At 60.5% G+C, this 21260-nt stretch carries 20 protein-coding genes and 1 pseudogene; 13 read left to right on the forward strand and 8 right to left on the reverse strand.

The genetic code is table 11. The features are described from left to right. The first annotated feature begins 26 nt into the window (after positions 1-26). From PMI29_RS21145 to PMI29_RS21130, 4 genes are read left to right on the forward strand one after another with little or no spacing between them, the layout of a single operon-like run. A complete protein-coding gene (locus PMI29_RS21145; protein ID WP_033052175.1) occupies positions 27-809 on the forward strand; it encodes an ABC transporter permease in 783 nt (260 codons plus the stop codon). After that, on the forward strand, positions 809-1657 hold the full coding sequence (locus PMI29_RS21140) for an ABC transporter ATP-binding protein (protein WP_007995908.1): 849 nt from the start codon (positions 809-811) through the stop codon (positions 1655-1657). Before PMI29_RS21145 ends, PMI29_RS21140 begins: the two co-directional genes overlap by 1 nt. Next, complete coding sequence (locus PMI29_RS21135) at positions 1654-2616, forward strand: HEAT repeat domain-containing protein (protein ID WP_007995910.1); 963 nt, start codon at positions 1654-1656, stop codon at positions 2614-2616. The genes PMI29_RS21140 and PMI29_RS21135 overlap by 4 nt, the downstream gene beginning before the upstream one ends. Next, complete coding sequence (locus PMI29_RS21130; RefSeq protein ID WP_007995911.1) at positions 2613-2891, forward strand: DUF971 domain-containing protein; 279 nt, start codon at positions 2613-2615, stop codon at positions 2889-2891. Before PMI29_RS21135 ends, PMI29_RS21130 begins: the two co-directional genes overlap by 4 nt. Positions 2892-2959: 68 nt before the next feature. On the opposite strand, the gene PMI29_RS21125 is transcribed toward PMI29_RS21130, so the two are convergent. Beyond that, positions 2960-3679: an AAA family ATPase gene (locus PMI29_RS21125; protein WP_007995913.1), complete on the reverse strand. Its 720-nt coding sequence runs from the start codon at positions 3677-3679 to the stop codon at positions 2960-2962. A 651-nt stretch (positions 3680-4330) separates the two neighbouring features. Between PMI29_RS21125 and PMI29_RS31935 the strand changes: the two genes are divergently transcribed. From PMI29_RS31935 to PMI29_RS21090, 8 genes and pseudogenes are all read left to right on the forward strand, one after another. Continuing rightward, on the forward strand, positions 4331-4513 hold the full coding sequence (locus tag PMI29_RS31935) for a hypothetical protein (RefSeq protein WP_157221355.1): 183 nt from the start codon (positions 4331-4333) through the stop codon (positions 4511-4513). Between the two features lie 673 nt (positions 4514-5186). Further along, entirely contained in the window at positions 5187-6428 is a 1242-nt protein-coding gene (locus tag PMI29_RS21115; RefSeq protein WP_007995916.1) for an MFS transporter, read from the forward strand. Next, entirely contained in the window at positions 6425-6787 is a 363-nt protein-coding gene (locus tag PMI29_RS21110) for a DegT/DnrJ/EryC1/StrS family aminotransferase (RefSeq protein WP_007995919.1), read from the forward strand. The genes PMI29_RS21115 and PMI29_RS21110 overlap by 4 nt, the downstream gene beginning before the upstream one ends. 95 nt (positions 6788-6882) lie before the next feature. Further along, positions 6883-7005, forward strand: a pseudogene (locus tag PMI29_RS30945) (gamma-butyrobetaine hydroxylase-like domain-containing protein); the annotation flags it as partial. A gap of 159 nt (positions 7006-7164) precedes the next feature. Beyond that, positions 7165-7782: a transcriptional repressor LexA gene (lexA, locus tag PMI29_RS21105; protein ID WP_007995921.1), complete on the forward strand. Its 618-nt coding sequence runs from the start codon at positions 7165-7167 to the stop codon at positions 7780-7782. After that, positions 7782-8399, forward strand: coding sequence for a translesion DNA synthesis-associated protein ImuA (gene imuA, locus PMI29_RS21100; protein ID WP_007995923.1), 618 nt, complete (start codon positions 7782-7784; stop codon positions 8397-8399). Before lexA ends, imuA begins: the two co-directional genes overlap by 1 nt. A 7-nt stretch (positions 8400-8406) precedes the next feature. After that, the gene (locus PMI29_RS21095) at positions 8407-9822 is read left to right on the forward strand and encodes a Y-family DNA polymerase (protein ID WP_007995925.1); all 1416 of its coding nucleotides are present in this window, start codon (positions 8407-8409) and stop codon (positions 9820-9822) included. Continuing rightward, positions 9798-12896 (forward strand): error-prone DNA polymerase, encoded by a 3099-nt coding sequence (locus tag PMI29_RS21090; RefSeq protein WP_202948971.1) that lies wholly within the window; start codon positions 9798-9800, stop codon positions 12894-12896. The genes PMI29_RS21095 and PMI29_RS21090 overlap by 25 nt, the downstream gene beginning before the upstream one ends. 121 nt (positions 12897-13017) lie before the next feature. Here the strand turns inward: PMI29_RS21090 and PMI29_RS21085 are convergent, their stop codons facing one another. The 7 genes from PMI29_RS21085 to PMI29_RS21055 form a co-directional block, all read right to left on the reverse strand. Further along, complete coding sequence (locus tag PMI29_RS21085; protein ID WP_007995928.1) at positions 13018-13680, reverse strand: flavin reductase family protein; 663 nt, start codon at positions 13678-13680, stop codon at positions 13018-13020. Between the two features lie 12 nt (positions 13681-13692). Beyond that, the gene (locus PMI29_RS21080) at positions 13693-15180 is read right to left on the reverse strand and encodes an amidohydrolase family protein (protein ID WP_007995930.1); all 1488 of its coding nucleotides are present in this window, start codon (positions 15178-15180) and stop codon (positions 13693-13695) included. Then, positions 15177-16373, reverse strand: coding sequence for an amidohydrolase family protein (locus tag PMI29_RS21075; RefSeq protein WP_007995932.1), 1197 nt, complete (start codon positions 16371-16373; stop codon positions 15177-15179). The genes PMI29_RS21080 and PMI29_RS21075 overlap by 4 nt, the downstream gene beginning before the upstream one ends. A 140-nt stretch (positions 16374-16513) precedes the next feature. Continuing rightward, positions 16514-17596 carry an extracellular solute-binding protein gene (locus PMI29_RS21070; protein ID WP_007995934.1) on the reverse strand — a complete coding sequence of 361 codons (1083 nt, stop codon included), beginning with the start codon at positions 17594-17596 and terminating at the stop codon, positions 16514-16516. 16 nt (positions 17597-17612) lie between these two features. Continuing rightward, positions 17613-18401: an ABC transporter permease gene (locus PMI29_RS21065; RefSeq protein ID WP_007995935.1), complete on the reverse strand. Its 789-nt coding sequence runs from the start codon at positions 18399-18401 to the stop codon at positions 17613-17615. After that, positions 18398-19315 carry an ABC transporter permease gene (locus tag PMI29_RS21060; RefSeq protein ID WP_007995937.1) on the reverse strand — a complete coding sequence of 306 codons (918 nt, stop codon included), beginning with the start codon at positions 19313-19315 and terminating at the stop codon, positions 18398-18400. Before PMI29_RS21060 ends, PMI29_RS21065 begins: the two co-directional genes overlap by 4 nt. 1 nt (position 19316) lies before the next feature. Then, entirely contained in the window at positions 19317-20402 is a 1086-nt protein-coding gene (locus tag PMI29_RS21055) for an ABC transporter ATP-binding protein (RefSeq protein WP_007995938.1), read from the reverse strand. Positions 20403-20542: 140 nt separating this feature from the next. Here PMI29_RS21055 and PMI29_RS21050 point away from each other — a divergent pair, with 140 nt between their 5' ends. Further along, the gene (locus PMI29_RS21050; RefSeq protein WP_007973313.1) at positions 20543-21232 is read left to right on the forward strand and encodes a GntR family transcriptional regulator; all 690 of its coding nucleotides are present in this window, start codon (positions 20543-20545) and stop codon (positions 21230-21232) included. The last annotated feature ends 28 nt before the right edge of the window (positions 21233-21260 follow it).

A 21260-nucleotide genomic window follows, 5' to 3' on the forward strand; every position in this document is an offset into this window, starting at 1 on the left:
CAGGAGGTGGGTTGAGAGGAAAAATTGTGTACCGATCATATTCACGCTGGATTCCCAGAGCCGCTTCACTGCTGCTCTGCCTCGTATTCTGGCAACTCGCCGCCAGCCACCACTGGAACCTTGGCCTGGTCACCTTCGCCAACATCCCGACACCCTTGGCGGTCATTGAAGCCGCCCTCGGCCTCGGCGACTCCGGCAAACTCGCGCAGCACCTGGGCAGCAGCCTCGGCCGGGTGTTCGCCGGTTACCTCGCGGCGCTGATCATTGGCGTGGCCCTGGGCCTGGCCATCGGCCGCTCGAAATGGGCCGAAGATCTATTGCTGCCACCCCTGGAAGTGCTGCGCCCGATCCCGGCGGTGGCGTGGATTCCCCTGGCGATCCTGATGTTTCCTTCGTCGGAACTGTCGATGGTGTTCATCACCTTCACCGGCGCCCTGTTCCCGATCCTGCTCAACACCGTGCACGGCGTCGAAGGCGTCGACCCACGGCTGGTCGCCTCGGCGAAAAGCCTCGGGGCAGGGCGCCGGGCCATCCTGCTGGAGGTCGTACTTCCGGGCGCGGCGCCGAGCATCATCACCGGCCTGGCCATCGGCATGGGCACCTCGTGGTTCTGCCTGGTGACGGCGGAAATGATCTCCGGCCAATTCGGCATCGGCTATTACACCTGGGAGTCCTACACCATCCAGAACTACGCCGACATCGTGGTCGGCATGTTGCTGATCGGCGTGCTCGGGATGGGCAGCAGCCTGTTGATCAAACGCCTGGGCGGGCTCTTCACGCCTTGGCATCGACCGCGAGGAAAAGCCTGATGAGCGTTTTTCAACACGTGGAAGGGCGTATCGATATACGCGGGCTGTCGATCAGCCTGGGCGAGGGCCACGGGGCGTTCGAAGCGGTGCAGGGCCTCGATTGCCAGATTGAACCTGGCCAGTTCGTGTGCATTCTCGGGCCGTCCGGTTGCGGCAAGTCCACCTTGCTTGGCGCCCTGGCCGGCCACCTGCAACCGCGCACCGGCACCTTGAACGTGGATGGCGCGCCGGTGTCAGGGCCATCGCCACAACGCGGCATGGTGTTCCAGCAGCACACCCTGTTTCCCTGGCGCACGGTGCGTGACAACGTAGCGTTCGGGTTGAAAATGCGCGGCGTCGGCAAGGTCGACCGGCACAAGGCGGCGGATGAAATCCTCGCGCTGGTGGGCCTTGAAGGCTTTGCCGGGCGCTGGCCCGACCAGCTCTCCGGCGGCATGCAGCAACGGGTGGAAATTGCCCGGGTGCTGGTCAATCGTCCGCGCCTGTTGCTGATGGACGAACCCTTCGGCGCCCTCGATGCCCTGACCCGGTTGAACATGCAGGAACTGCTGCTGGACATCTGGACGCGCATCCGCACCACCGTGGTGTTTGTCACCCATGACATCGACGAAGCGCTGTTCCTCGCCGATCGCTTGCTGGTCATGAGTTCGCGTCCCGGCCGAATCATCGAAGACCTGCGTCTGGACTTCCCCAGGCCGCGCAGCACCGAACTGGTGACCCGCCCGGAATTCTCGCACCTCAAGCGTCATTGCCTCGAACTCCTGCGGCACGAAGACGGTCGGCAGCTGCCGCGCCTGAACCCGCTCGGACTTCCCCCTGAAAACAAACTGCCGCGATTTGCCCTATGACCTCTCTATTCGATGTTACCGATAACGACGACATTCTTGCCCTGAAACCGCGCCTGACCGATGACGACCCCGGCGTGCGCCGGATCGCACTGATCGAGCTGGCCGATCTCGAAGAGCCGGACGGCCTGCAGTGGTTGATCGATCGATTGGCCGAAGACCCGAGTGCAGACGTTCGCGCCGAAGCCGCGCGGTTACTGGAAGCCTGGGAGGACGCGCCCGTGGTCGAAGCGTTGTGCCAGGCCCTGACGGATCCATCCCCGGCGGTGCAGGCGGCCGCTGCGCAAAGCCTCAGCCTGCTCAAGAGCGAAGCGGCGGGCCGGGTCATTCTGCCGTGGACCGGACATGTCGACATCGGCGTACGCATTGCCGCGTTCCGAGCGTTGCGCGAGTTGCGTTGCCCCGATGCCGCCGACGCGGCTACCCGGGCACTGGACGATGAAAGCGCCAGTGTGCGCCGCGAGGCGGTGGGCGTGCTCGGCTGGCTCAAGCAACTCGATGCCTTGCCGGCACTGGCGCGGCTGGCCAGCGCCGACCCGGACACCGACGTGCGGCGTGCCGCCACCGGGGCGCTGGGCCTGGCGTCTGACGCACAGGTGCTGCCGGCCCTGCGCCAGGCCTTGCGGGACGATGCCTGGCAAGTCCGCGAAGAAGCCGCCACCACCCTGGGCAAGGTCGGCCACCCCGACGCCGGCCCGGCCCTGATCGACGCCTTGGGCGACGATTACTGGCAGGTGTGTCTGCGCGCCACCCGCAGCCTCGGCCGCTTGCGTTTTGTGCCTGCGCTCGATGCGCTGATCGACACCCTCGGCCACCGCATCAGCAACCTGCGCAAGGAAGCCGCGTTGGCCCTTGGCGAACTGAGCGACCCAAGGGCCATCGCGGCATTGCAGGCCGCGCAACACGACGGCGACCCTGAAGTGCGCAAGGCCGTGCGCATTGCCTTGAGTCAACTGCAATGAACCCGCTGGCGGTGGGTAATTCGCAGGGTCGGCAGCAGCTGCGATTGAACTGGCCCGATGGCCGCGAACAGTGGCTGGACCACGCCGAGCTGCGTCGTCAGTGCCCGTGTTCGCAGTGCCGTGCGTTTCGTTTGCGGGGGATGGCGCCGTTGGTGGATGCCCGGGTGCGGGTGATCGAACTGAATTCGCAGGGCTATGGCCTGCAACTGGTCTTCAGCGATGGGCATGAGCGGGGGATTTATCCGTGGGCGTACCTGGCTGGACTTACCGACTGAATCAAATTCCACTCCTCATCGGGAGTTGTCGCTGTCTGCGGCAGCTCCCCGTGTGCGCTTCCAGTGGTTTATGTTGCGAATACAGGTTCAGTAACGGCTCGGATAAACGCATCGTCCACAGTCTTTACCCCATACTTTTGCATGAACTCACTACCGTTGTTAAAGCGATTGAAGCGTTGCTGACTAATCATATAAAAATAATCACAATGGTTAATTATTTCATCAACATTGTGCGAGGAAACCAGAATGGCGGTGCCCTCCCTGGCAGCGGCGTGAAGACATTGCCAAATATAGTGACGAAATTCTGGATCTACACCGGCAGTAGGTTCGTCGAGAATCACAAAGTCTGCAGAAATTGAAAGAAGAGAAAGAGTAAAGAACCAACGTGTCTCTCCGTAGCTACATAGTGATGATTTTTTGTTCCATATGTCTTGGTATCGGCCAACTATTGCAGGGCTCCACGCACTTAGTTTTTTCAAGGTTTTATCTTGTGTCATGGGTTCGTTTGATGACAGCGCAGACACCATTTTAAAGATGTCACGCATACGCAGCGGTGGGGGAGTGGAGATGATTTGAGAAAGGTATAAAAAGTGACTGAATTCGTTTTTTATGAAGCCGGACTTTGCTTTTTTAAGGTCACAGACGATATCGAAAAAAGTTGTTTTTCCAGATCCATTGGGTCCCAGAATGCCGACAATGTCACCTTGAGCAACCTCAAGAGATGCCTGGGTCAAGAGGGGGGTGTCTGTATAGGAGAAGTCAATGTTTTGTGCCGTGAATTTTTTCATCAGTACCGACTCCATACGGGATTTATTCTTAGGTGTTTGAGAGTTATGTGCAGTACAAAAGTAAATAAAAGAACTATTGCAGCTGTGATGAGTTTGTTGGATTCAAGGCCTTGTTCCATTATTTGGCTTGCAAGTGTCAGTGGGTTTGCGAGGTTCAAAGCGTCGGTGATGGGGTTTGATCTGCTGGCACTCATTACTCCGAGGATCAACATGCAGAACGAAAAAATGGAAAGCAAGGTGTTCGAGTTCTGAAAATTGATCGGTAGCAATGAGAATGCAGTCCCAAAAGTGCAAAACATGATAAAGCAGATGTAAAAGCGTAGTGCGATATTCAGTAGTTCATTGAGGGCATAATTTCCAAATGGGAGTTTGGTCGTTAAGTAAAAGGTTGCGCAATAAGATATCGATATTAACGAGTAGGCAATGAAGTGCGACAACAGAAAAATCAGTTTTGATTCCTTGGAGTAAATAAATGATCGGGTGAATCCGCTTTCCCTTCTTCCGATTATGTAAAAAGCGAATCCGAATAGTGCGACACTTGAAGAAATGTAGGCATAAAACCATGCTGAAATCGTAATGTAATTGCTGGAGAAATAGTTGGGGTCTTGCCTGGTTGTTGCAAAAAAATAAAACATCGCACAAGGTGATATCATGATCCAGAAAAAGGCGATGGGTTCTTTCAATTGTTCTTTGATGAATATGGATGTTAGGGAGAACACTCTGGGTAAAATATTTTTAGTCATTGAGTGGTGTTTTCCAAGGTTGTTGTTTTTTATTTTGCTTTCGTTTGTGGTTTGCCATCTGGCATTAAGTGATGTTGCAATGGTTGGTTGATTTTAGTGTTAAATGCAAGTGAGGGGATTTTATGTTGTAGGGGTTTTCCTATGGTCTTTTAAGATGTCTCCTACATGAAGTTGGGACCCTTGGTTTTTTGGTTTTGTTCTAGTGTGGTTGGTTTCTAGTGTAGATCTGTGGAATTCCTTTTTGAAACTGTGTTTTAGTTTTCGGCAGGCAGAAATGATCTTTCTATGTTGAGTAGAATGTTTCTGTAGGAGTAAATGTGCGGTTTCTACTTTTTTTATGGATTTTTATTTTTTTGAGATGCTGATTTTTTTAGAAAGGCGACGAACGGTATGCCTCATTTTTTGATCGTCCGTTTTGTTCGAGTAAGGAGCGCAGGACGCTGCGTCTTCGGGTTATCGAGCGGCACGCTCAGGGGTATGACCTGCAACAGGTGTTTAGCGACGGGCATGAACGGGGATTTATCCGTGGGCATGGGCGTACCTGGCACAACTCACCCCCGAAGCCGCCTCAATCTGATGTGTGCGAGCCTGCTTGCGAAAGCGCTGGGTCAGCTAATGAAGTATTGACTGACATACCGCTTTCGTGGACAGCGGCTCAAGGTCTCGATCCTCGGTCGAGGAGAACTCGAAATCCGGAGAGGGGGATTGAAGCTCGCTATGCACTTAAACCAGGACGCAAGCATAGGTCTCAAGGAGGATTACTTATGATTTCTATCGCCGATCGCTTATCACCTTATACGGAAGCGCTGAGCGTCTCGTCTTTTCGCAAGTTGCTCATTGGCCAAAGTCTCTCGATGGCCGGCGACGCTATTTGTCTAGCCGCACTGCCGATAGCGCTTGTCCGGACCGGCTACGGAGGAGAAGTATTCGGTTTTGTCATGGCGGCAGTCGGGGTAGGGACCGTGATCGGGGCCCTGGTCGGAGGTTTGCTGGCGGATCGAAAGTCGCCGAAGCAAGTACTGATTTACACCGACACGGCGAGGGGTGTTGCGCAACTGGCCGCAGTGGCGCTGATCGTCTCCGGTACGCCTTGGTGGTACCTGGTCTTTGCCTACCTGATATTTGGCATCGGCATTGGGGTTTCCCGTCCGTGTGCTCAAGTACTGCTCGTCAAATTGCTGCCCAAGCAAGCACTGGTGGCGGGCAATGGTGCGATGAACTTTGTCGACAACCTGGTCGCTGTGCTGTTTCCCGCGACGCTGGGTGTATTCATCATTTTCTGGGATCCGGTCTGGGGCATTTTGATCGATGGTCTCACATTCTTCTGCGCCGCCATTTACACGGCGATGTTGCCCAATGTGGAGTCCCATGAGTTCGAGGAGAAGTTCTCGATCCGAGAGGCGGTCAATGGCATTGCCATCGTTACCGGCAACTCCAAGCTTTTGCTGGGCTTCGCGGCCACCCTCGTGGTGAACGTCTTGTGTTTCCCGATTTTCCTGGTCGTCGCTCCCTATGCCATCAGCGATCGATTCAACGAAGAAATGTGGGGGGTGTGTCTGGCCGCCTCGGGATTCGGTGCGTGCATTGGATCAATCATCACGGTGCTTGTTTCCGGGCATGAACGACTGATCGGACTTGCGGTGACCTGTGGCTTGTTCCTGGCTGGCGCGATGGCACTACTCGGCATGGGAAGCTCGTCCTGGATGGCGATACTGGGGGCGATCCTGGTGGGTATCGTCGAAGCGTCCTGGTTGACTGGTTGGGCCACAGCGATGCAGACACTGTCTCCCGAAAAGGACCTCGGTAAAGTGGTGGCAGTCGATACGCTCTTTACCAGTGGCGTGCACCCCTTCATTTTTCTCGGTAGCGGAATCGTCGGCGGGATGGTCGGTTATTCCCAGACCCTTTCCCTCACGGCAATCCTCAGTGCCGTAGGCACACTGTTAATTGTTTTGGTGTCCTTTACGCTCATGCCAAGGAGTACTCAAAATGATCAAATGCAATGAAGCGGCGACGGGAAATCGCTGCTTTTTATGATCAGGCCCTTAGCGAGACAGCGACGACAGTAGACCTTGGTGGTGGCAAGCCCGGCGGGTCTTACTATCACTATGTGGTGCAGTCCAAGCACCGAGACAGGTTACAAAGCTACCTAGCCGAGAATGATATCCAAGCGGCTATTCATTATCCGACACCTATTCATTGGCAAGAAGCTTGGTTGAAGAGTCAAGCTCAGGTTGTTTTGCCCAATACCGAGCGCTTGTCCCGAGAAATGCTCACTCTTCCTTGCCACCATCATTTGACAGACAGTGACGTTGAAAAAATCGTAGGCGCGATTAAGCGCTTTGAGCTTATGGAAAGCCAGTGACCTGGAGCGGTTCTTCGAAGCGCTGGGTCAGGCGGCTGGAGTTACTGCGATGTACTTGCCTGCCGATGTCGTCACGGCGCTGGAGGGTTTAGTGGGTTGATGCGCGGGTTCGGGTGATCGAGTTGCACCCGCAGGGGGATGGCCTGCAACTGGTCTTCAGCGATGGCCATGAACGCGGGATCTATCCGTGGGCGTATCTGGCGCAACTGACCCCTTGAGCCACTGAAATCCAGTGTGGGAGCGGGCTTGCTCGCGAAAGCGGTGTGTCTGTCGATACTTCATTGGCTGATCCACCGCCTTCGCGAGCAAGCCCGCTCCCACAGGTTATCGACCAGATGATTGACGGTCCTTGCCAGGAAAAAGCCGAAAGAGTACAAATGTACTCCATGACGACTCTGACTCCCCGCCGTACCGCCATCCTGACCTTCATCCGCGATCGCATCGCCGAGCACGGTCAGCCTCCGAGCCTCGCTGAAATCAGCGAGGCGTTCGGTTTCGCCTCCCGCAGCGTGGCGCGCAAGCATGTGCTGGCGCTGACCGAAGCCGGGTTTATCGAGGTCAACCCGCATCAGGCCCGGGGCATTCGCCTGCTCGGGCAGCCGCCGCGTCCCGAGTTGCTGGACATCCCGGTACTTGGCCGGGTGGCGGCCGGTGCGCCGATCGGTGCCGATGCCGAGGTGCACAGCCGTTTGCTGCTTGATCCGTCGATCTTCTCGCGGGTGCCGGACTACATGTTGCGGGTCCGGGGCGATTCGATGATCGAGGACGGCATTCTCGACGGCGATCTGGTGGGTGTGCACCGCAACCCCGAGGCGCTCAACGGCCAGATCGTCGTGGCGCGGCTCGACGGCGAAGTCACCATCAAGCGCTTCGAGCGGGTCGGCGATGTGGTTCGCCTGCTGCCGCGCAACCCGGCCTACCAGCCGATCATTGTGAACGCCGATCAGGACCTGGCCATCGAAGGCGTGTTCTGTGGTCTGGTGAGGCAAGGCTGATGGGTGCCGTCGTTGCGCTGGATACGCTATTCAATGGCGGCCAGGTCTGGAAGGGCCGGCCTGCGCCACCGGCCGCCAGCCCGCAGCCCACCGGGCACGCTGCACTGGACGCCGCATTGCCCAGCGGTGGCTGGCCGGAGGCGGCGCTGACGGAAATCCTGTTGGCCGGGCAGGGCGTGGGCGAGTTGCAACTGGTGTGGCCGACGCTGGCACGGCTGTCGGCGGCGGGCGAGCGCATCGTGCTGGTGGCGCCGCCTTACGTACCGTACCCCCAGGCGTGGCAGAGCGCCGGGGTGGATCTGCGTCAGCTGTCGATCATCCAGGCCAGCGAGCGCGATGCGCTGTGGGCCGCGGAGCAATGCCTGCGTTCGGGCAGTTGCGGCGCGGTGCTGTGCTGGCCACCCAAGGCCGACGACCGCGCCTTGCGCCGCTTGCAGGTGGCGGCGGAAACCGGCCAGACCCTGGCCTTCGCCTATCGCCCCATCGGTGAAGCGATCAACCCTTCGCCAGCGGCCTTGCGCATCGCCATCGATGCCCAACCGGCACAACTGCGCGTGCTCAAGTGCCGCGGCGGCCTGGCCCGTTCGGCGCCGATTGCCTTCGCTGTGGGGCATTGAGGTTGCCATGCGCTGGGTCTGCATTGTTTTCCCGCAATTGGCGCTGGACGCGGTACTGCGTCAGCGCGTCGACCCCGATGAGCCCCTGGCCTTGCTGACCGGCCCGGCCCAGCGCCGGGTGCTGCAGGCCGTCAACGGTGCGGCGCGGGCGCTGGGTTTGCGTCCTGGTCAGTCCATGAGCGCGGCACAGGCCTTGAGCAAAGGCTTTGTCACGACCGAATACGACGCCGCCGAAATCGAACACTGGCAGCAGTTTCTCGCCGCCTGGGCCTACCGCTTCAGTTCCCAGGTCAGCGTGCATTACCCACGGGCGCTGGTGTTTGAAATCGAATCCAGCCTGGGACTGTTCGGCGCCTGGCCGCAATTCGAAGCGCTTTTGCGCCGTGAGCTCGGTGAGCTGGGGTTTCGGCACCGCATCGTGGCCGCGCCCAACCCGGTGGCGGCGCGGGTGCTGGCCAACGCCTATGACGGTCTGGTGGTGCCGGACGATCAAGCCTTGCAGCATCACCTTGGGCAAATGCCCGTCGACCGGATCGGCCTCGAAGCACCGGTCGCCACGGCCTTGTCGCGCATGGGCTTGCGCACCTTGAGCCAGGTGCAGGCGTTGCCCCGACATAGCCTGGCCCGGCGTTTCGAGGCCCAGGTGCTCAAGCACCTGGATGCGTTGCTTGGCACGCGGCGGCTGGCGCTGGCGTTTTACCTGCCGCCGGACCGTTTCGATGTGCGTATCGAGCTCAATTTCGATGTGCAGTCCCATCAAGCCCTGCTGTTTCCGTTGCGCCGGTTGACGGGCGACCTGTCGGCGTTCCTCTGCGGTCGCGACAGCGGCGTACAGCGTTTCGACCTGCATCTGGAGCACGCCGGGTTGCCGGATACGGTCATCAAGGTCGGCCTGCTCAGTGCCGAGCGCGATCCGGCGATGCTCTTCGAGCTGGCCCGGGGGCGGCTGGAGCAAGTCCAGGTCGAGGCACCGGTGCGCGGCTTTCGCTTGCGCGCCGAGGATTTGCCGAGCTTCGTGCCCCAGCATCAGGAACTGTTCGACGATCGCCCGCAGCAGTCCTTGCCCTGGGAACAACTGCGCGAACGCCTGCGTGCACGGCTGGGGGATGACGCGGTGCATGGCTTGCGCTTTCAGGCCGATCACCGCCCCGAGTGCGCGTGGCAGGCCAGTGCCGACAGCCAGCCTTGCGCGGTGCCGGCCGCGGTGAAACGGCCGGGCTGGCTGCTGACCGAGCCGTTGGCCGTGCATCAGGGCTCGGCGCGCATCCTCATGGGGCCGGAGCGTATCGAGTCCGGCTGGTGGGACGGCGACGACGTACGCCGCGACTATTACCTGATCGAAACCCGTGCCGGCCAACAGGGCTGGGCCTACCGGGCGGTCGGTGAGGACGGCCCGTTGTGGTTGCAGGGCTGGTTCGCATGAGCCGCGAATATGCCGAATTGCACTGCCTGTCGAACTTCAGCTTCCAGCGTGGTGCCTCCAGTGCCCTCGAACTGTTCCAGCGAGCGAAAAAACAGGGTTATCAAGCCCTGGCGATTACCGACGAATGCACCCTGGCGGGCATCGTTCGCGCCTGGCAAGCGGCGAAGTCCGTGGAGTTGCCGCTGATTATCGGCAGTGAAATACGCATCGAGAACGGTCCGAAACTGGTGCTGCTGGTGGAGAGCCTGGAGGGGTATCAGGCGCTGTGCCGATTGATTACCCGCGCCCGGCGCCGCACGCAGAAAGGCCAGTATCAGGTGCTGCGAGAAGACTTCAGCGAATCATTGCCGGGGCTGTTGGCGTTATGGGTGCCGGACGCTGTCGATGCCTTCGAACAGGGCCTCTGGCTCAAGCAGGTCTTTGCCGAACGCCTGTGGCTGACAGTGCAGTTGCATCGCGGTCAGGACGATGCCCAACGCCTGAGCGATCTGCTGACACTGGCCAGGGAATTGCGCGTTCCGGCCGTGGCCAGTGGCGATGTGCACATGCACGCTCGCGGACGACGCGCCTTGCAGGACACCATGACCGCGATCCGTCATCACCTGCCGGTGGCCGATGCCGGCCTGCGCCTGCACCCCAACGGCGAACGCCATCTGCGCAGCCTCGACGTGCTGCAGGCGCTTTACCCGCCAGCCTTGCTGGCGCAAACGCTGACCATTGCCCGGCGTTGCACCTTCGACCTCGGCCAACTGCGTTATCAATACCCCCGCGAACTGGTGCCGCAAGGGCACACAGCCACCTCGTGGCTACGTTATTTGACCGAGGAGGGCATTCGCTGGCGCTGGGGAAACGGTCCGACAGTCGAGGTGCTGAAGCAAATCGACAAGGAACTGCAACTGATTGCCGAGTTGGGCTACGAAAGTTATTTCCTGACAGTCCACGACATCGTCCGCTTCGCCCGGGATCAGCACATTCTTTGCCAGGGTCGTGGTTCTGCCGCCAACTCGGCAGTGTGCTTCGCCCTGGGGATCACCGAAATCGACCCGGACCGCACCACGCTGCTGTTCGAACGTTTTCTTTCCAAAGAACGCAACGAGCCGCCGGACATCGACGTCGATTTCGAGCACGAACGCCGCGAAGAAGTCTTGCAGTACGTGTTCCAGCGTTATGGCCGGGCCCGCGCCGCGCTGACGGCGGTGGTCAGCACCTATCATGCCGCCGGTGCGGTGCGTGATGTGGCCAAGGCATTGGGCTTGCCGCCGGACCAGATCAACGCCCTGGCCGATTGCTGCGGTCACTGGAGCGATGAAACGCCACCCGTGGAGCGGCTGCGCGAGGGCGGTTTCGACCCAGAGAGCCCGGTGCTGCATCGGGTGCTGAGCCTGACGGGGCAGTTGATCGGCTTCCCCCGGCATTTGTCCCAGCACCCCGGCGGTTTCGTGATTTCCGAGCAGCCGCTGGACAGTCTGGTGCCGGTGGAAAACGCCGCCATGGCCGAGCGCACCATCATCCAGTGGGACAAGGATGATCTCGACGCAGTGGGCCTGCTCAAGGTCGATATCCTGGCGCTGGGCATGCTCAGCGCGATTCGCCGATGTTTCGATCTGCTGCGCCGGCACCGGGGCCTGGACCTGAGTCTGGCGACCATCCCGTCCGAGGATGCGGCCACCTACGAAATGATCGGCCGGGCCGACACCATCGGCGTGTTCCAGATCGAGTCCCGGGCGCAGATGTCGATGTTGCCAAGGCTCAGGCCGAAGACGTTTTACGATCTGGTGATCGAGGTCGCCATCGTTCGGCCGGGGCCGATCCAGGGCGGCATGGTGCACCCGTACCTGCGGCGACGGAACAAGGAAGAACCGGAGGTGTATCCGTCGCCGGCACTGGAAGTGGTGCTCAAGCGCACCCTCGGCGTGCCGCTGTTTCAGGAACAGGTGATGCAGATCGCCATCGTCGCCGCCGACTACAGCCCCGGCGAGGCCGATCAGCTACGCCGCTCCATGGCCGCGTGGAAACGCCATGGCGGGCTCGAACCGCACAAGGAGCGGCTGGCCGCCGGGATGAAAAAAAACGGCTACACCGCCGGGTTTGCCGCGCAGATTTTCGAGCAGATCAAGGGGTTTGGCAGCTACGGCTTTCCCGAGTCCCACGCGGCCAGTTTTGCCTTGCTGACGTACGCCAGCTGCTGGTTGAAATGCCACGAGCCGGCGGCCTTCGCCTGTGCGCTGATCAACAGTTGGCCCATGGGTTTCTACAGCCCGGACCAGATTCTGCAGGACGTCCGGCGCCATCATTTGCAGGTTCGCCCGGTGGACGTGCGTGCCAGTGACTGGGATTGCAGCCTGGAGCCGATCAGCGCTGCGCAACCGGCGATTCGCTTGGGGCTACGCATGATCAAGGGCTTTCGCGAGGACGATGCCCGACGTATCGAAGTGGCTCGTTCGAAAGGCGCGTTCGCCGACATCGCCGATCTCGGCGAGCGGGCGCAGCTCGATGCCCGTGCCCAGGAGCAACTGGCCGATGCCGGCGCGTTGCGTGGCCTGGCCGGCGACCGGCATCGGGCACGCTGGGAGGTGGCCGGGGTACAAAAGCAGCTGGGTTTGTTTGCCGGCCTGCCGCGCCAGGAGGAAGACGCGGTGGCGTTGCCCAAGCCCACCGTGGGCGAAGACCTGCAAGCCGATTACGCCAGTGTCGGCACCACCCTCGGGCCGCATCCGCTGGCCCTGTTGCGTGGTGAGTTGAAGGCGCGGCGCTGCCGCAGTTCGAAAGAATTGCTGGACGTCGAGCACGGTCGGCCGGTCAGCGTCGCCGGGCTGGTCACCGGCCGGCAACGCCCGGCCACCGCCAGCGGCGTGACGTTCGTCACCCTCGAGGACGAGTTCGGTAACGTCAACGTGGTGGTCTGGCGCGACCTGGCCGAGCGGCAACGCCAGGTGTTGGTCGGCTCGCAGCTGCTCAAGGTCGATGGGCGCTGGGAGAAGGAGGGCGAGGTGCGGCATCTGATTGCCGGGCGCTTGAGTGATCTGAGTTCGTTGTTGGATGGGATCACTGTGCGTAGCCGGGATTTTCACTGATACCGCAATTCCTGTGGGAGCGAGCTTGCTCGCGATGACGGTTTCACAGTCAACATCTGCGTTGCCTGACAGACCGCTATCGCGAGCAAGCTCGCTCCCACAGGGTTTGTGTTAATGCCTGTTATTTAGCCAGCGGCCAAAACCGCTCCCCACCCCCCGGTGCATCCGTCCAGGCTTGCAACGAGCGTGTCGGCAGGTCGAAGTAATCCCGCGTGCGCGCATACCCATGCCCGCCCATCCGTCCAATTGCATCAAGCCCCAACTGATCGATGTACAGGGTTTTCGGGTCGATCAATTCGTCACGCACATGCGCCATCAACACTTCACCAAAGATGATCTCCCGGGATTGGCCGATGGACAGCGCCATCATCCGCCGACACTCCAGCGCCACCGGGGCTTCGCCGATACGCGGGCATTTGACCGTGGTGCCGGGGATGGCGGTGAGGCCGGCGGCGGTCAATTCGTCGAAGCCGGGGGCGAAGGGCACGGCGCAGACGTTCATGGCTTCCACCAGCGCGTCGCTGACGATGTTCACGGTGAATTCCTGGTTGAGCTGGATATTGCGGGTGGTGTCCTTGGGGCTTTGGTCGCCGTAATTTTCCACGCCCAGGGCGAGGATGGGAGGATCGGCCGACAGCGCATTGAAAAAGCTGAACGGCGCCGCGTTGACCCGGCCTTCGCCGTCGACGGTGGTGACCAGGGCAATTGGCCGTGGCACGACGCTGCCGATCAGAATCTTGTATTTGTCCCGTGGGCTCAGGGTGCTGAAATCGAAGCTTTGCATGAGCAGAAATCTCTAAAGAAGTGGATCGATCGCGCTCAGTGGCGTGTGGGCGCTGTAGTCGTCGGCGAACGGGATGGCCGGCTGGAACAGGCTTTTCCAGTCCGGTTGGCCAAAGGCCCGGTCGCTGTGACTGCGCATCAGTTTTTCGAATTGGCGTTGGGCCTGGCGTTGCAGGGCGGGGTAGTCGACGCCCTGGACCTGACCGTCGTGCATCACGCAGCGGCCGTCGATATAGCTGGCGATGCAGTCATCGCCGCGGCCGGCCAGAACAAGATTCTTCAGCGGATCGAAAAGCGGCCCCAGGTGCATCCCGCGCAGGTTGAACACAGTGATATCGGCCTTGCAGCCCGGTGCGAGGCGACCGATATCGTCGCGGCCCAGCGCCTTGGCACCGCCGAGTGTCGCGGCGTTGTACAGATCCAGCGTGCTGGTAAGGTCGTTACCGCCCTCCATCAGCCGGGCGATGTTCAAACCCTGGCGCATGTTGTCCAGCAAGTCCGCCGGCCAGGTGTCGGTGCCCAGGGCGAAGTTGATGCCCTTGGCCCGATAGCGCCCAAACGAATTCAGCGCCTCGCCGTCCCGGGCAAACACCACCGGGCAATGCACCAGACTTGTGCCGCCATCCACCAGCCGTTGCAGGTCATCATCGCCTCGGGTGTAGATACCGTGGGGCAGCAGGCTGCGCGGGGTCAGCAGCTCCAGGTGCTGCAACCAGCCCAGTGGCGAAGTGCCGCGCAGTTGCTCGACCATCGCCACTTCACCGAGACCCTGACAGCAGTGCAAACGCATCGGCGCGTTCAGTTCCCGGCTCAGCGCGGCGGTGCGTTGCAGCAACGCGGGGGTGCAGGTCTGGATGCGATCGGGCAGTAGCGCACCGCGAATCAGACCGTTATGCGCGCCATCGAAATCCCGGAAAAACCGTTCAGCGGCATCGAGTCCGGCCATGCCCCGGGCTTCGTCCCAGTGGTGCGCCAGGGTTCCATCGGCCTGCCAGTAACTCATGCCGCTCATGTAGCAGGGGCCGAGGTAGGTGCGCAGCCCCAACTCGGCCGCCACACCGGCTAACGCCGCAAATTCGTCGTAGGTCTCGGCCCACTCGCGGTAGTACATCGAGGTGATTGGCATGGCTGTGGTGATGCCATTGCGGATCAACTGGGTGAAGGCGTAGCGGTATTTGAAGACTTCTTCTTCGGGGCTGTAGCTTTCCCGCGATCCACGCGCCAGATATTCCGCCGACCACATCCGGCCCATGATGCTTTCGTCGCCGTTGTCCAGGGTCAGTACCGTGGAGTCGAGGTCGCCAAGGGCATCCAGATCGATGAAGCCGGGACCGATCAGCGCGTTGCCGTAATCAATCCATTGATCCACCGACCCCGGATAACCGCGTCCGACAAACTCGATGCGTGAGCCTTCGAACACCACTTCGCCGTCGCGCCACAGCACATGCTGCGTGCCATCGAAGCCGACCACGCAACTGGCCCGCAAGCCGATGCGCTTCACAGGCGGCTTTCCAGCAAACGGCCACCCTCAGCAATCAACTGACCCGCGCGATAGACCTGACGCAGCGGCCGCGAAACCACGGCTTCACCCAGTGTTTGCACCGGCATCAGCAAGAAGTCCGCCGCTTGGCCGATCTCCAGGCGATTGGCTTCGCAACCCAGCGCTTGGGCGCCGTTGACGGTCGCCGCTTCGAACGCTGCCGCCAGTTCCTCGTCTTTGTTCAAATCGAAACGGAACGCCAGCAACATCGTCCGTTCCAGCATGTCGCCGTTGCCCATGGGCGACCAGGCATCACGAATGCCGTCCGAGCCCAGGCACAGATTCACACCGGTTTCCCGCAGGGCCAGGAACGGTGGCACCGCGCAATCGGCCGGGGCCGAGCTCATCAGCGAAATACCCAGCGTTGCCAGGCGCTCGGCCACCGGTTTGACCTGGCTCCACGGCAACATCCCCAGGCAGTAGGCATGGCTGATCATCACCCGGCCTTCGCGGCCGAAGCGCTCGGTGTAGTCGGCGATCAGGGCGATCTGCCACAGGCCCAGCTCACCCTTGTCGTGCAGGTGTATGTCGACGCCACGGTCGAACTCGCTGGCCAGTTTGAAGACGAAATCGAGTTGTGCGATGGGGTCATTGTCGATACCGCACGGGTCCAGTCCACCGACGTTCTCCACACCCAGGGCCATCGCTTCGCGCATCAGCTCGGCGGTGCCGGGGCGGCTGATGAGGCCGGTTTGCGGGAACACCACCAGTTGCAGGTCGATCAGGTCGCGGTAGTTTTCACGAAGTTGCTGCATGGCCTCGACATGACGCAGGCCGAATTCCGGGTCGATGTCGACATGGCAACGCATGGTCAGCGAGCCACGGGCGATGCAGTTTTCCAGCAGGGCACCGGCCCGTTGCGCGATGGGGGTGGTGACTTCACGCAGAATGCGCCTTTCGTTGGCAATGTAGTCCTTGAGGGTCGGGCCGGCGCTGTTGGGGCGCCACAGTTGACCCCAGAGGGTTTTGTCCAGGTGTACGTGGCTTTCCACCAGGGCGGGAGTGAGCAGTTGGTTCTGGCCGTCGATGTCGGTGGTGAGCAGCTCGGTAGTCGAGGCCGGGCGACGCAGGGTGAACCGGCCGTTTTCGATCAGCAGGTCTTCGGCGGGGGCGCCGTAGGGGCGCACGTTGCGCAGCCAGCGGGGTTGATTCATTGCAAACCTCAATTTTTGTGGTGTCTGGACGGGCCTCATCGCGAGCAAGCTCGCTCCCACAGGGACTTTGTGAACGCCGAAGATCCACTGTGGGAGCGAGCTTGCTCGCGATGGCCGCGACTCGGTTTCAAGTCAAACAATCAGCCCTTGAGCTTGGCCCAGATTCGGTCCTGCAGCTCACGCGCCTTGTTGCTGCATTCCTTTTCCGGACGCAGGCGCGAGGCGAATTCATCGGGCATGTTGATGGCATCCATCACCCGCCATTTGGCGTCGATCAGCTTGTCGCTCTGGATGCCGTTGTCGTAGGCGATGGCGTTGGACACGGCGGCGGCGTTCTCGGGTTTCATCATCCAGTCGATGAAGATCTTCGCGTTGCCGGGGTGTGGCGCGCTTTTCGGTACGGCGAAGTTGTCCTGGAACATCGCCAGGCCTTCACGGGGGTAGACGTACTTGATGGTGCTCTTCTGCAAGGTGGCCCGCGCTGTAGACCCGTTCCAGTTCTGCATCATGATCACTTCACCGGAGGCCATACGGTCGACGGTGTTGTCCGAGCTGTACATCTTCAGGAAGGGTTTCTGTTTTTGCAGCAGTTCGAGGATGCGCTTGGCGTCCTGCGGGTTTTCGCTGCATTCGTCGACATTCAGGTAGTGACTGGCGGCGTTGATCACGCTGCTGGAGGTGTCGAGGGCGGCGAGTTGGCCTTGCAGTTCCTTGCGTGGCTCGAAGAACTCTTTCCACGAGTCGTCGAGTTTGCCGCCAGGCACCCGGGCGCTGTCATAGGAGAACCCGGTGGTGCCCCACAGGTACGGTGCCGAGAACTTGCGGCCAGGGTCGAAGCCCGGGTCGCGGAACGCCGGTTTGACGTACTGGAAGTTGGGCAGGGTCGAGGCGTCGATTTCCAGCAGCAGGTCCTGGTTGATCAGGGTGCGCATGATCGATTGGGACGGCACGATCACGTCATACGCGGCGCCGCCGGCCTGCAACTTGGCCAGCAGGGTTTCGTTGCTGTCGTAGCCGTCCATGGTGACCTTGATCCCGGTCTCCTTTTCGAACTTGGCCAGCAGGTCGACCGGGTAGTAGTCGGTCCAGTTGTAGAAGAACAGTTCCTTGGGCTCGGCGGCCTGGGCGCTGAACGCAGTGAACGCGGTGAAGCAACTCAAGGCCAGACCGGCAACGGCGAAACTGGCAGCAGCAAAACGGGGGCTTTTCACTTTCTTGCTCATAAAGACGTCTCCAGGCTTATTGTTGTTTGCCGCGCTGTCCCAGCCAGAAGGCCAGCACCACCAGCACGATGGAAATCACCAGCATCAGGGTCGAAATCGCATTGATCTCCGGCGTCACGCCGGCCTTGATCGCCGAGAAGATGTACACCGGCAGGGTCGTCGAACCCGGCCCGGCGACGAAGAAAGTCATGATGAAATCGTCGAGGCTGACCACGAACGCCAACACCGAACCGGACAGCACCGCCGGCCACAGCAACGGCAAGGTCACCCGGCGAAACACCTGCCACGGGTTGGCGTACAGGTCGTTCGCCGCTTCCAGCAGGCTCTTGTCCAGGTCGTTGAGCCGTGCACGAATCGGCAGGTAGGCAAAGGGAATGCAAAAGCCGATGTGCGCGACGATCACCGTCAGCAAACCGAGCTTGATCCCCAGCGCCATGAACAGCAGCAGGGTGGCGACGGCTGTGACGATCTCCGGCAGGATCAGCGGCAGGTTGATCCCGCCCTCGACCATTTTCTGTCCGTAGAACGGCCGGTAAGTCGCCAGCGCCGCGAGCAACGCAATGGCCGTGGCGCAGACCGTGGCGATGCTGGCGACGATGATCGAGTTCAGTGCCGCGGTCTGGATCGACGGGTTGGCCAGGATGCGTCCGTACCAGGCGAACGAGAACTCGGTCCATACCGTCGCCGAGCGGTTGGCGTTGAAGCTGTAGGCGATCAACACGAAAATCGGCAGATACAGATAGGCCAGCATCAGCAGACTGACTTCACGGGTCAGGGGCAGTTTTTTCAGGTGCAGGGCAATCATGCTTGGGCTCCCCGACGCAGGGTCTTGGCGGCATTGCGGCTATAGAGGGCGTACAGCACCAGGGACAGCAACATGATCCCCAGCAACAGGAACGACAGCGAACTGCCCAGCGGCCAATTGCGCGCAGTGCCGAATTGCTGCTGGATCAGGTTGCCGATCATCAACGTCTTGCCACCGCCGAGGATCGCCGGGGTAATGAACGCACCCAGGCTTGGCACGAACACCAGCAAGGCACCTGCAATCACGCCCGGCATCGACAGCGGCAGGATGATCCGGCGCAACGCGTGCCAGCGGTTGGCACCGAGGTCGTAGGCGGCTTCCACCAGACGCCAGTCGAGTTTTTCCAGGGTCGAGTAGATCGGCAGGATCATGAATGGCAGGAAGCTGTAGACCAGGCCGACGCTGACCGCGAAGTCGTTGTAGAGCAGGGTGATGCCACCGGCTTGCGGGAATAGCGCGTTGAGGCTCTGGGCGACCCAGCCGTGTTCGCGCAGGATGATCAGCCACGCATAGTTGCGGATCAGCAGGTTGGTCCAGAACGGGATGGTGATCAGCAACACCATCAGGTTGCGCCGACGGGGTGTCAGGCTCGACATCCACAACGCCACCGGAAAACCGAACAGGAAACACAACACTGTGGTGCCACCGGCCTGGAACACCGAGCGCAACAACGCTTGGGCGTAGACCCAGTTCAGTTCGAGTTCACCGTCGAAACCTTCCTGGAAAAACAGCTGCACGTAACTTTGCAATTGCCAGTTGGCCTGCCAGTCGACGCCACCGTAGACGTTGCGTGGCAACAGGCTGATGTAGCCCATGATGCCCAGTGGAATGGCGATCAGGGCCAGCAGGGTCAGAACCACCGGGCTGAGCAGCAGCGCACGGTTGAGGGCTGGGGAAGTGCTGCTGACGCTCATCTCAGGCCTCCATCAACAGGCAGGCGTGGGGCGGCAGGTTGACCGCGACGCGATCACCCACCACCCGCCCGTGGTTCAGGCCTTCGTTGTTCTCGCGCAACATGACCTGGATGTCATTGTTCAAGCGGCATTGATAGAGCGTGGCCGTGCCGACATACAGCACGGCCTCGATCACGCCGCGCAGGTGATGCGGCTGCGTCGGCTCGACCAGTTGCGAACGCTCGGGGCGGAACGCCAGTTGCACCTTGCTGCCAGCAAAGCCCTGGGCCTGGCAGGGGATTTCCACTGGCATGCCGTTAGGCACGAAGAGGTTTTCGTTCTGCTGACCGCGCTTGAGATGACCGGGGAGGAAGTTGATGTCGCCGATGAATTGTGCGACGAACTGATGCTGTGGGCGCTCGTAGATCTCGTTGGGCGTGCCGATTTGCAGGATCTTGCCGGCGGACATCACGGCAATGCGATCGGACAGGGTCAGGGCTTCTTCCTGATCGTGGGTAACGAAAATGAAGGTGATCCCGGCTTCTTTCTGCACGCGCTTGAGTTCGACCTGCATTTCCTTGCGCAGCTTGAGGTCCAGGGCCGACAGCGGTTCATCCAGTAACAGCACTTTCGGTTTCGGCGCCAGGGCCCGGGCCAGAGCCACACGCTGCTGTTGGCCGCCGGACAGCTCGGCCGGTTTGCGCCGGGCCAGGTGCTGCATTTGCACCAGCGCGAGCATTTCATCGACGCGCTGCGGAATCAGTTTGCGATCAAGACCCTGCATCTCGAGGCCGAAGGCGATATTCTGCGCAACACTCATGTGCGGAAACAGCGCGTAACTCTGGAACACCGTGTTGACCCGACGCTTGAACGGCGGCAAATCGTTGACCGGCTCGCCCGCGAGGCGGATCTCACCGTCGCTGACGTGTTCGAAGCCGGCAATGGTGCGCAGCAAAGTGGTCTTGCCACAGCCCGAGGGGCCGAGCAGGGTGAAGAATTCGTTGTCGGCGATGTCGACAGAAACATTGTCGAGGGCTGGCGCCAGCCCGGGGTCGTCGGAATACCGCTTTGAGACGTTTCGCACTTCAATTGCAACTGGATGACCCATAATGGTGCATTCCTCTAATTATTGTATGCAAAATCTGGATGCAATTTAGAAATACCCGGATTAATCTGCTCGTGCAAGCCCCTTTTTCAAAGGCTGATCATTCGCCAGGGTTGTTTGCACAGGGCGCAAGGAGTTGATGAATGACGGAAAAGAAACTGGAAACCACGGTCGACCGCGTCTACCAAGGGGTTTACGAGGCGATCAGCAAGCGCTCGTTGCGTCCGGGGATGAAGCTGGGCGAAGCCTCGCTGGCCGAGCTGTTCAACGTCAGCCGCACGTCTGTGCGGGCTGCGCTCAAGCAGTTGGAGGCCGATGGGTTGGTCACCACCGAGCCCAATAAAGGTGCATCGGTGTCATTGCCCAGTGACGAGGAGATCCGCTCACTATTCGAAACCCGGCGTCTGGTCGAGATCGGTATCGTCAGCGAACTGTGCCGTCGTCGCGATACGGCGGTGACCCAGGACCTGCGCGATCACTTGTTGCTGGAGGATGAAGCGCATCAAAGCGGTGATCACGAACGGCTGATTCACCTGCTCGGCGAGTTCCACATCAAACTGGCCCGCAGCCTGAACAACCCGGTGCTGCTCGACTGGTTCCAGAAACTGATTTCCCGGGCGTCGCTGTACGCCGCCGCGCTGGATGACGACAGCCACGAAGCCTGCCGCGACGACGAGCACCTGCGGCTGATCGAGTACATCGAAGCGGGCAACCAGAGCGCGGCCATCGAGCTGACCTGCATGCACTTGAATGGCATCGAGAAGGCGATTCTGGATGTCGCGGCCACCCTGAAAAGCAGCTACAACCCGCTCAAGCACTTGATTGAGGTTTAAAGCACCGGAATTTGACGACCAAGGATTT

The organism is Pseudomonas sp. GM49 (assembly GCF_000282355.1).
Classification (GTDB): Bacteria; Pseudomonadota; Gammaproteobacteria; order Pseudomonadales; family Pseudomonadaceae; genus Aquipseudomonas.

What these genes read in the sequence shown, in the direction of transcription:
- PMI29_RS21140 (WP_007995908.1), top strand. Translation starts at nt 809, where the DNA reads ATGAGCGTTTTTCAACACGTGGAAGGGCGTATCGATATACGCGGGCTG.
- PMI29_RS21135 (WP_007995910.1), top strand. Translation starts at nt 1,654, where the DNA reads ATGACCTCTCTATTCGATGTTACCGATAACGACGACATTCTTGCCCTG.
- PMI29_RS21130 (WP_007995911.1), top strand. Translation starts at nt 2,613, where the DNA reads ATGAACCCGCTGGCGGTGGGTAATTCGCAGGGTCGGCAGCAGCTGCGA.
- PMI29_RS21125 (WP_007995913.1), bottom strand. Translation starts at nt 3,679, where the DNA reads ATGAAAAAATTCACGGCACAAAACATTGACTTCTCCTATACAGACACC.
- PMI29_RS31935 (WP_157221355.1), top strand. Translation starts at nt 4,331, where the DNA reads ATGATCCAGAAAAAGGCGATGGGTTCTTTCAATTGTTCTTTGATGAAT.
- PMI29_RS21115 (WP_007995916.1), top strand. Translation starts at nt 5,187, where the DNA reads ATGATTTCTATCGCCGATCGCTTATCACCTTATACGGAAGCGCTGAGC.
- PMI29_RS21110 (WP_007995919.1), top strand. Translation starts at nt 6,425, where the DNA reads ATGAAGCGGCGACGGGAAATCGCTGCTTTTTATGATCAGGCCCTTAGC.
- lexA (WP_007995921.1), top strand. Translation starts at nt 7,165, where the DNA reads ATGTACTCCATGACGACTCTGACTCCCCGCCGTACCGCCATCCTGACC.
- imuA (WP_007995923.1), top strand. Translation starts at nt 7,782, where the DNA reads ATGGGTGCCGTCGTTGCGCTGGATACGCTATTCAATGGCGGCCAGGTC.
- PMI29_RS21095 (WP_007995925.1), top strand. Translation starts at nt 8,407, where the DNA reads ATGCGCTGGGTCTGCATTGTTTTCCCGCAATTGGCGCTGGACGCGGTA.
- PMI29_RS21085 (WP_007995928.1), bottom strand. Translation starts at nt 13,680, where the DNA reads ATGCAAAGCTTCGATTTCAGCACCCTGAGCCCACGGGACAAATACAAG.
- PMI29_RS21075 (WP_007995932.1), bottom strand. Translation starts at nt 16,373, where the DNA reads ATGAATCAACCCCGCTGGCTGCGCAACGTGCGCCCCTACGGCGCCCCC.
- PMI29_RS21070 (WP_007995934.1), bottom strand. Translation starts at nt 17,596, where the DNA reads ATGAGCAAGAAAGTGAAAAGCCCCCGTTTTGCTGCTGCCAGTTTCGCC.
- PMI29_RS21065 (WP_007995935.1), bottom strand. Translation starts at nt 18,401, where the DNA reads ATGATTGCCCTGCACCTGAAAAAACTGCCCCTGACCCGTGAAGTCAGT.
- PMI29_RS21060 (WP_007995937.1), bottom strand. Translation starts at nt 19,315, where the DNA reads ATGAGCGTCAGCAGCACTTCCCCAGCCCTCAACCGTGCGCTGCTGCTC.
- PMI29_RS21055 (WP_007995938.1), bottom strand. Translation starts at nt 20,402, where the DNA reads ATGGGTCATCCAGTTGCAATTGAAGTGCGAAACGTCTCAAAGCGGTAT.
- PMI29_RS21050 (WP_007973313.1), top strand. Translation starts at nt 20,543, where the DNA reads ATGACGGAAAAGAAACTGGAAACCACGGTCGACCGCGTCTACCAAGGG.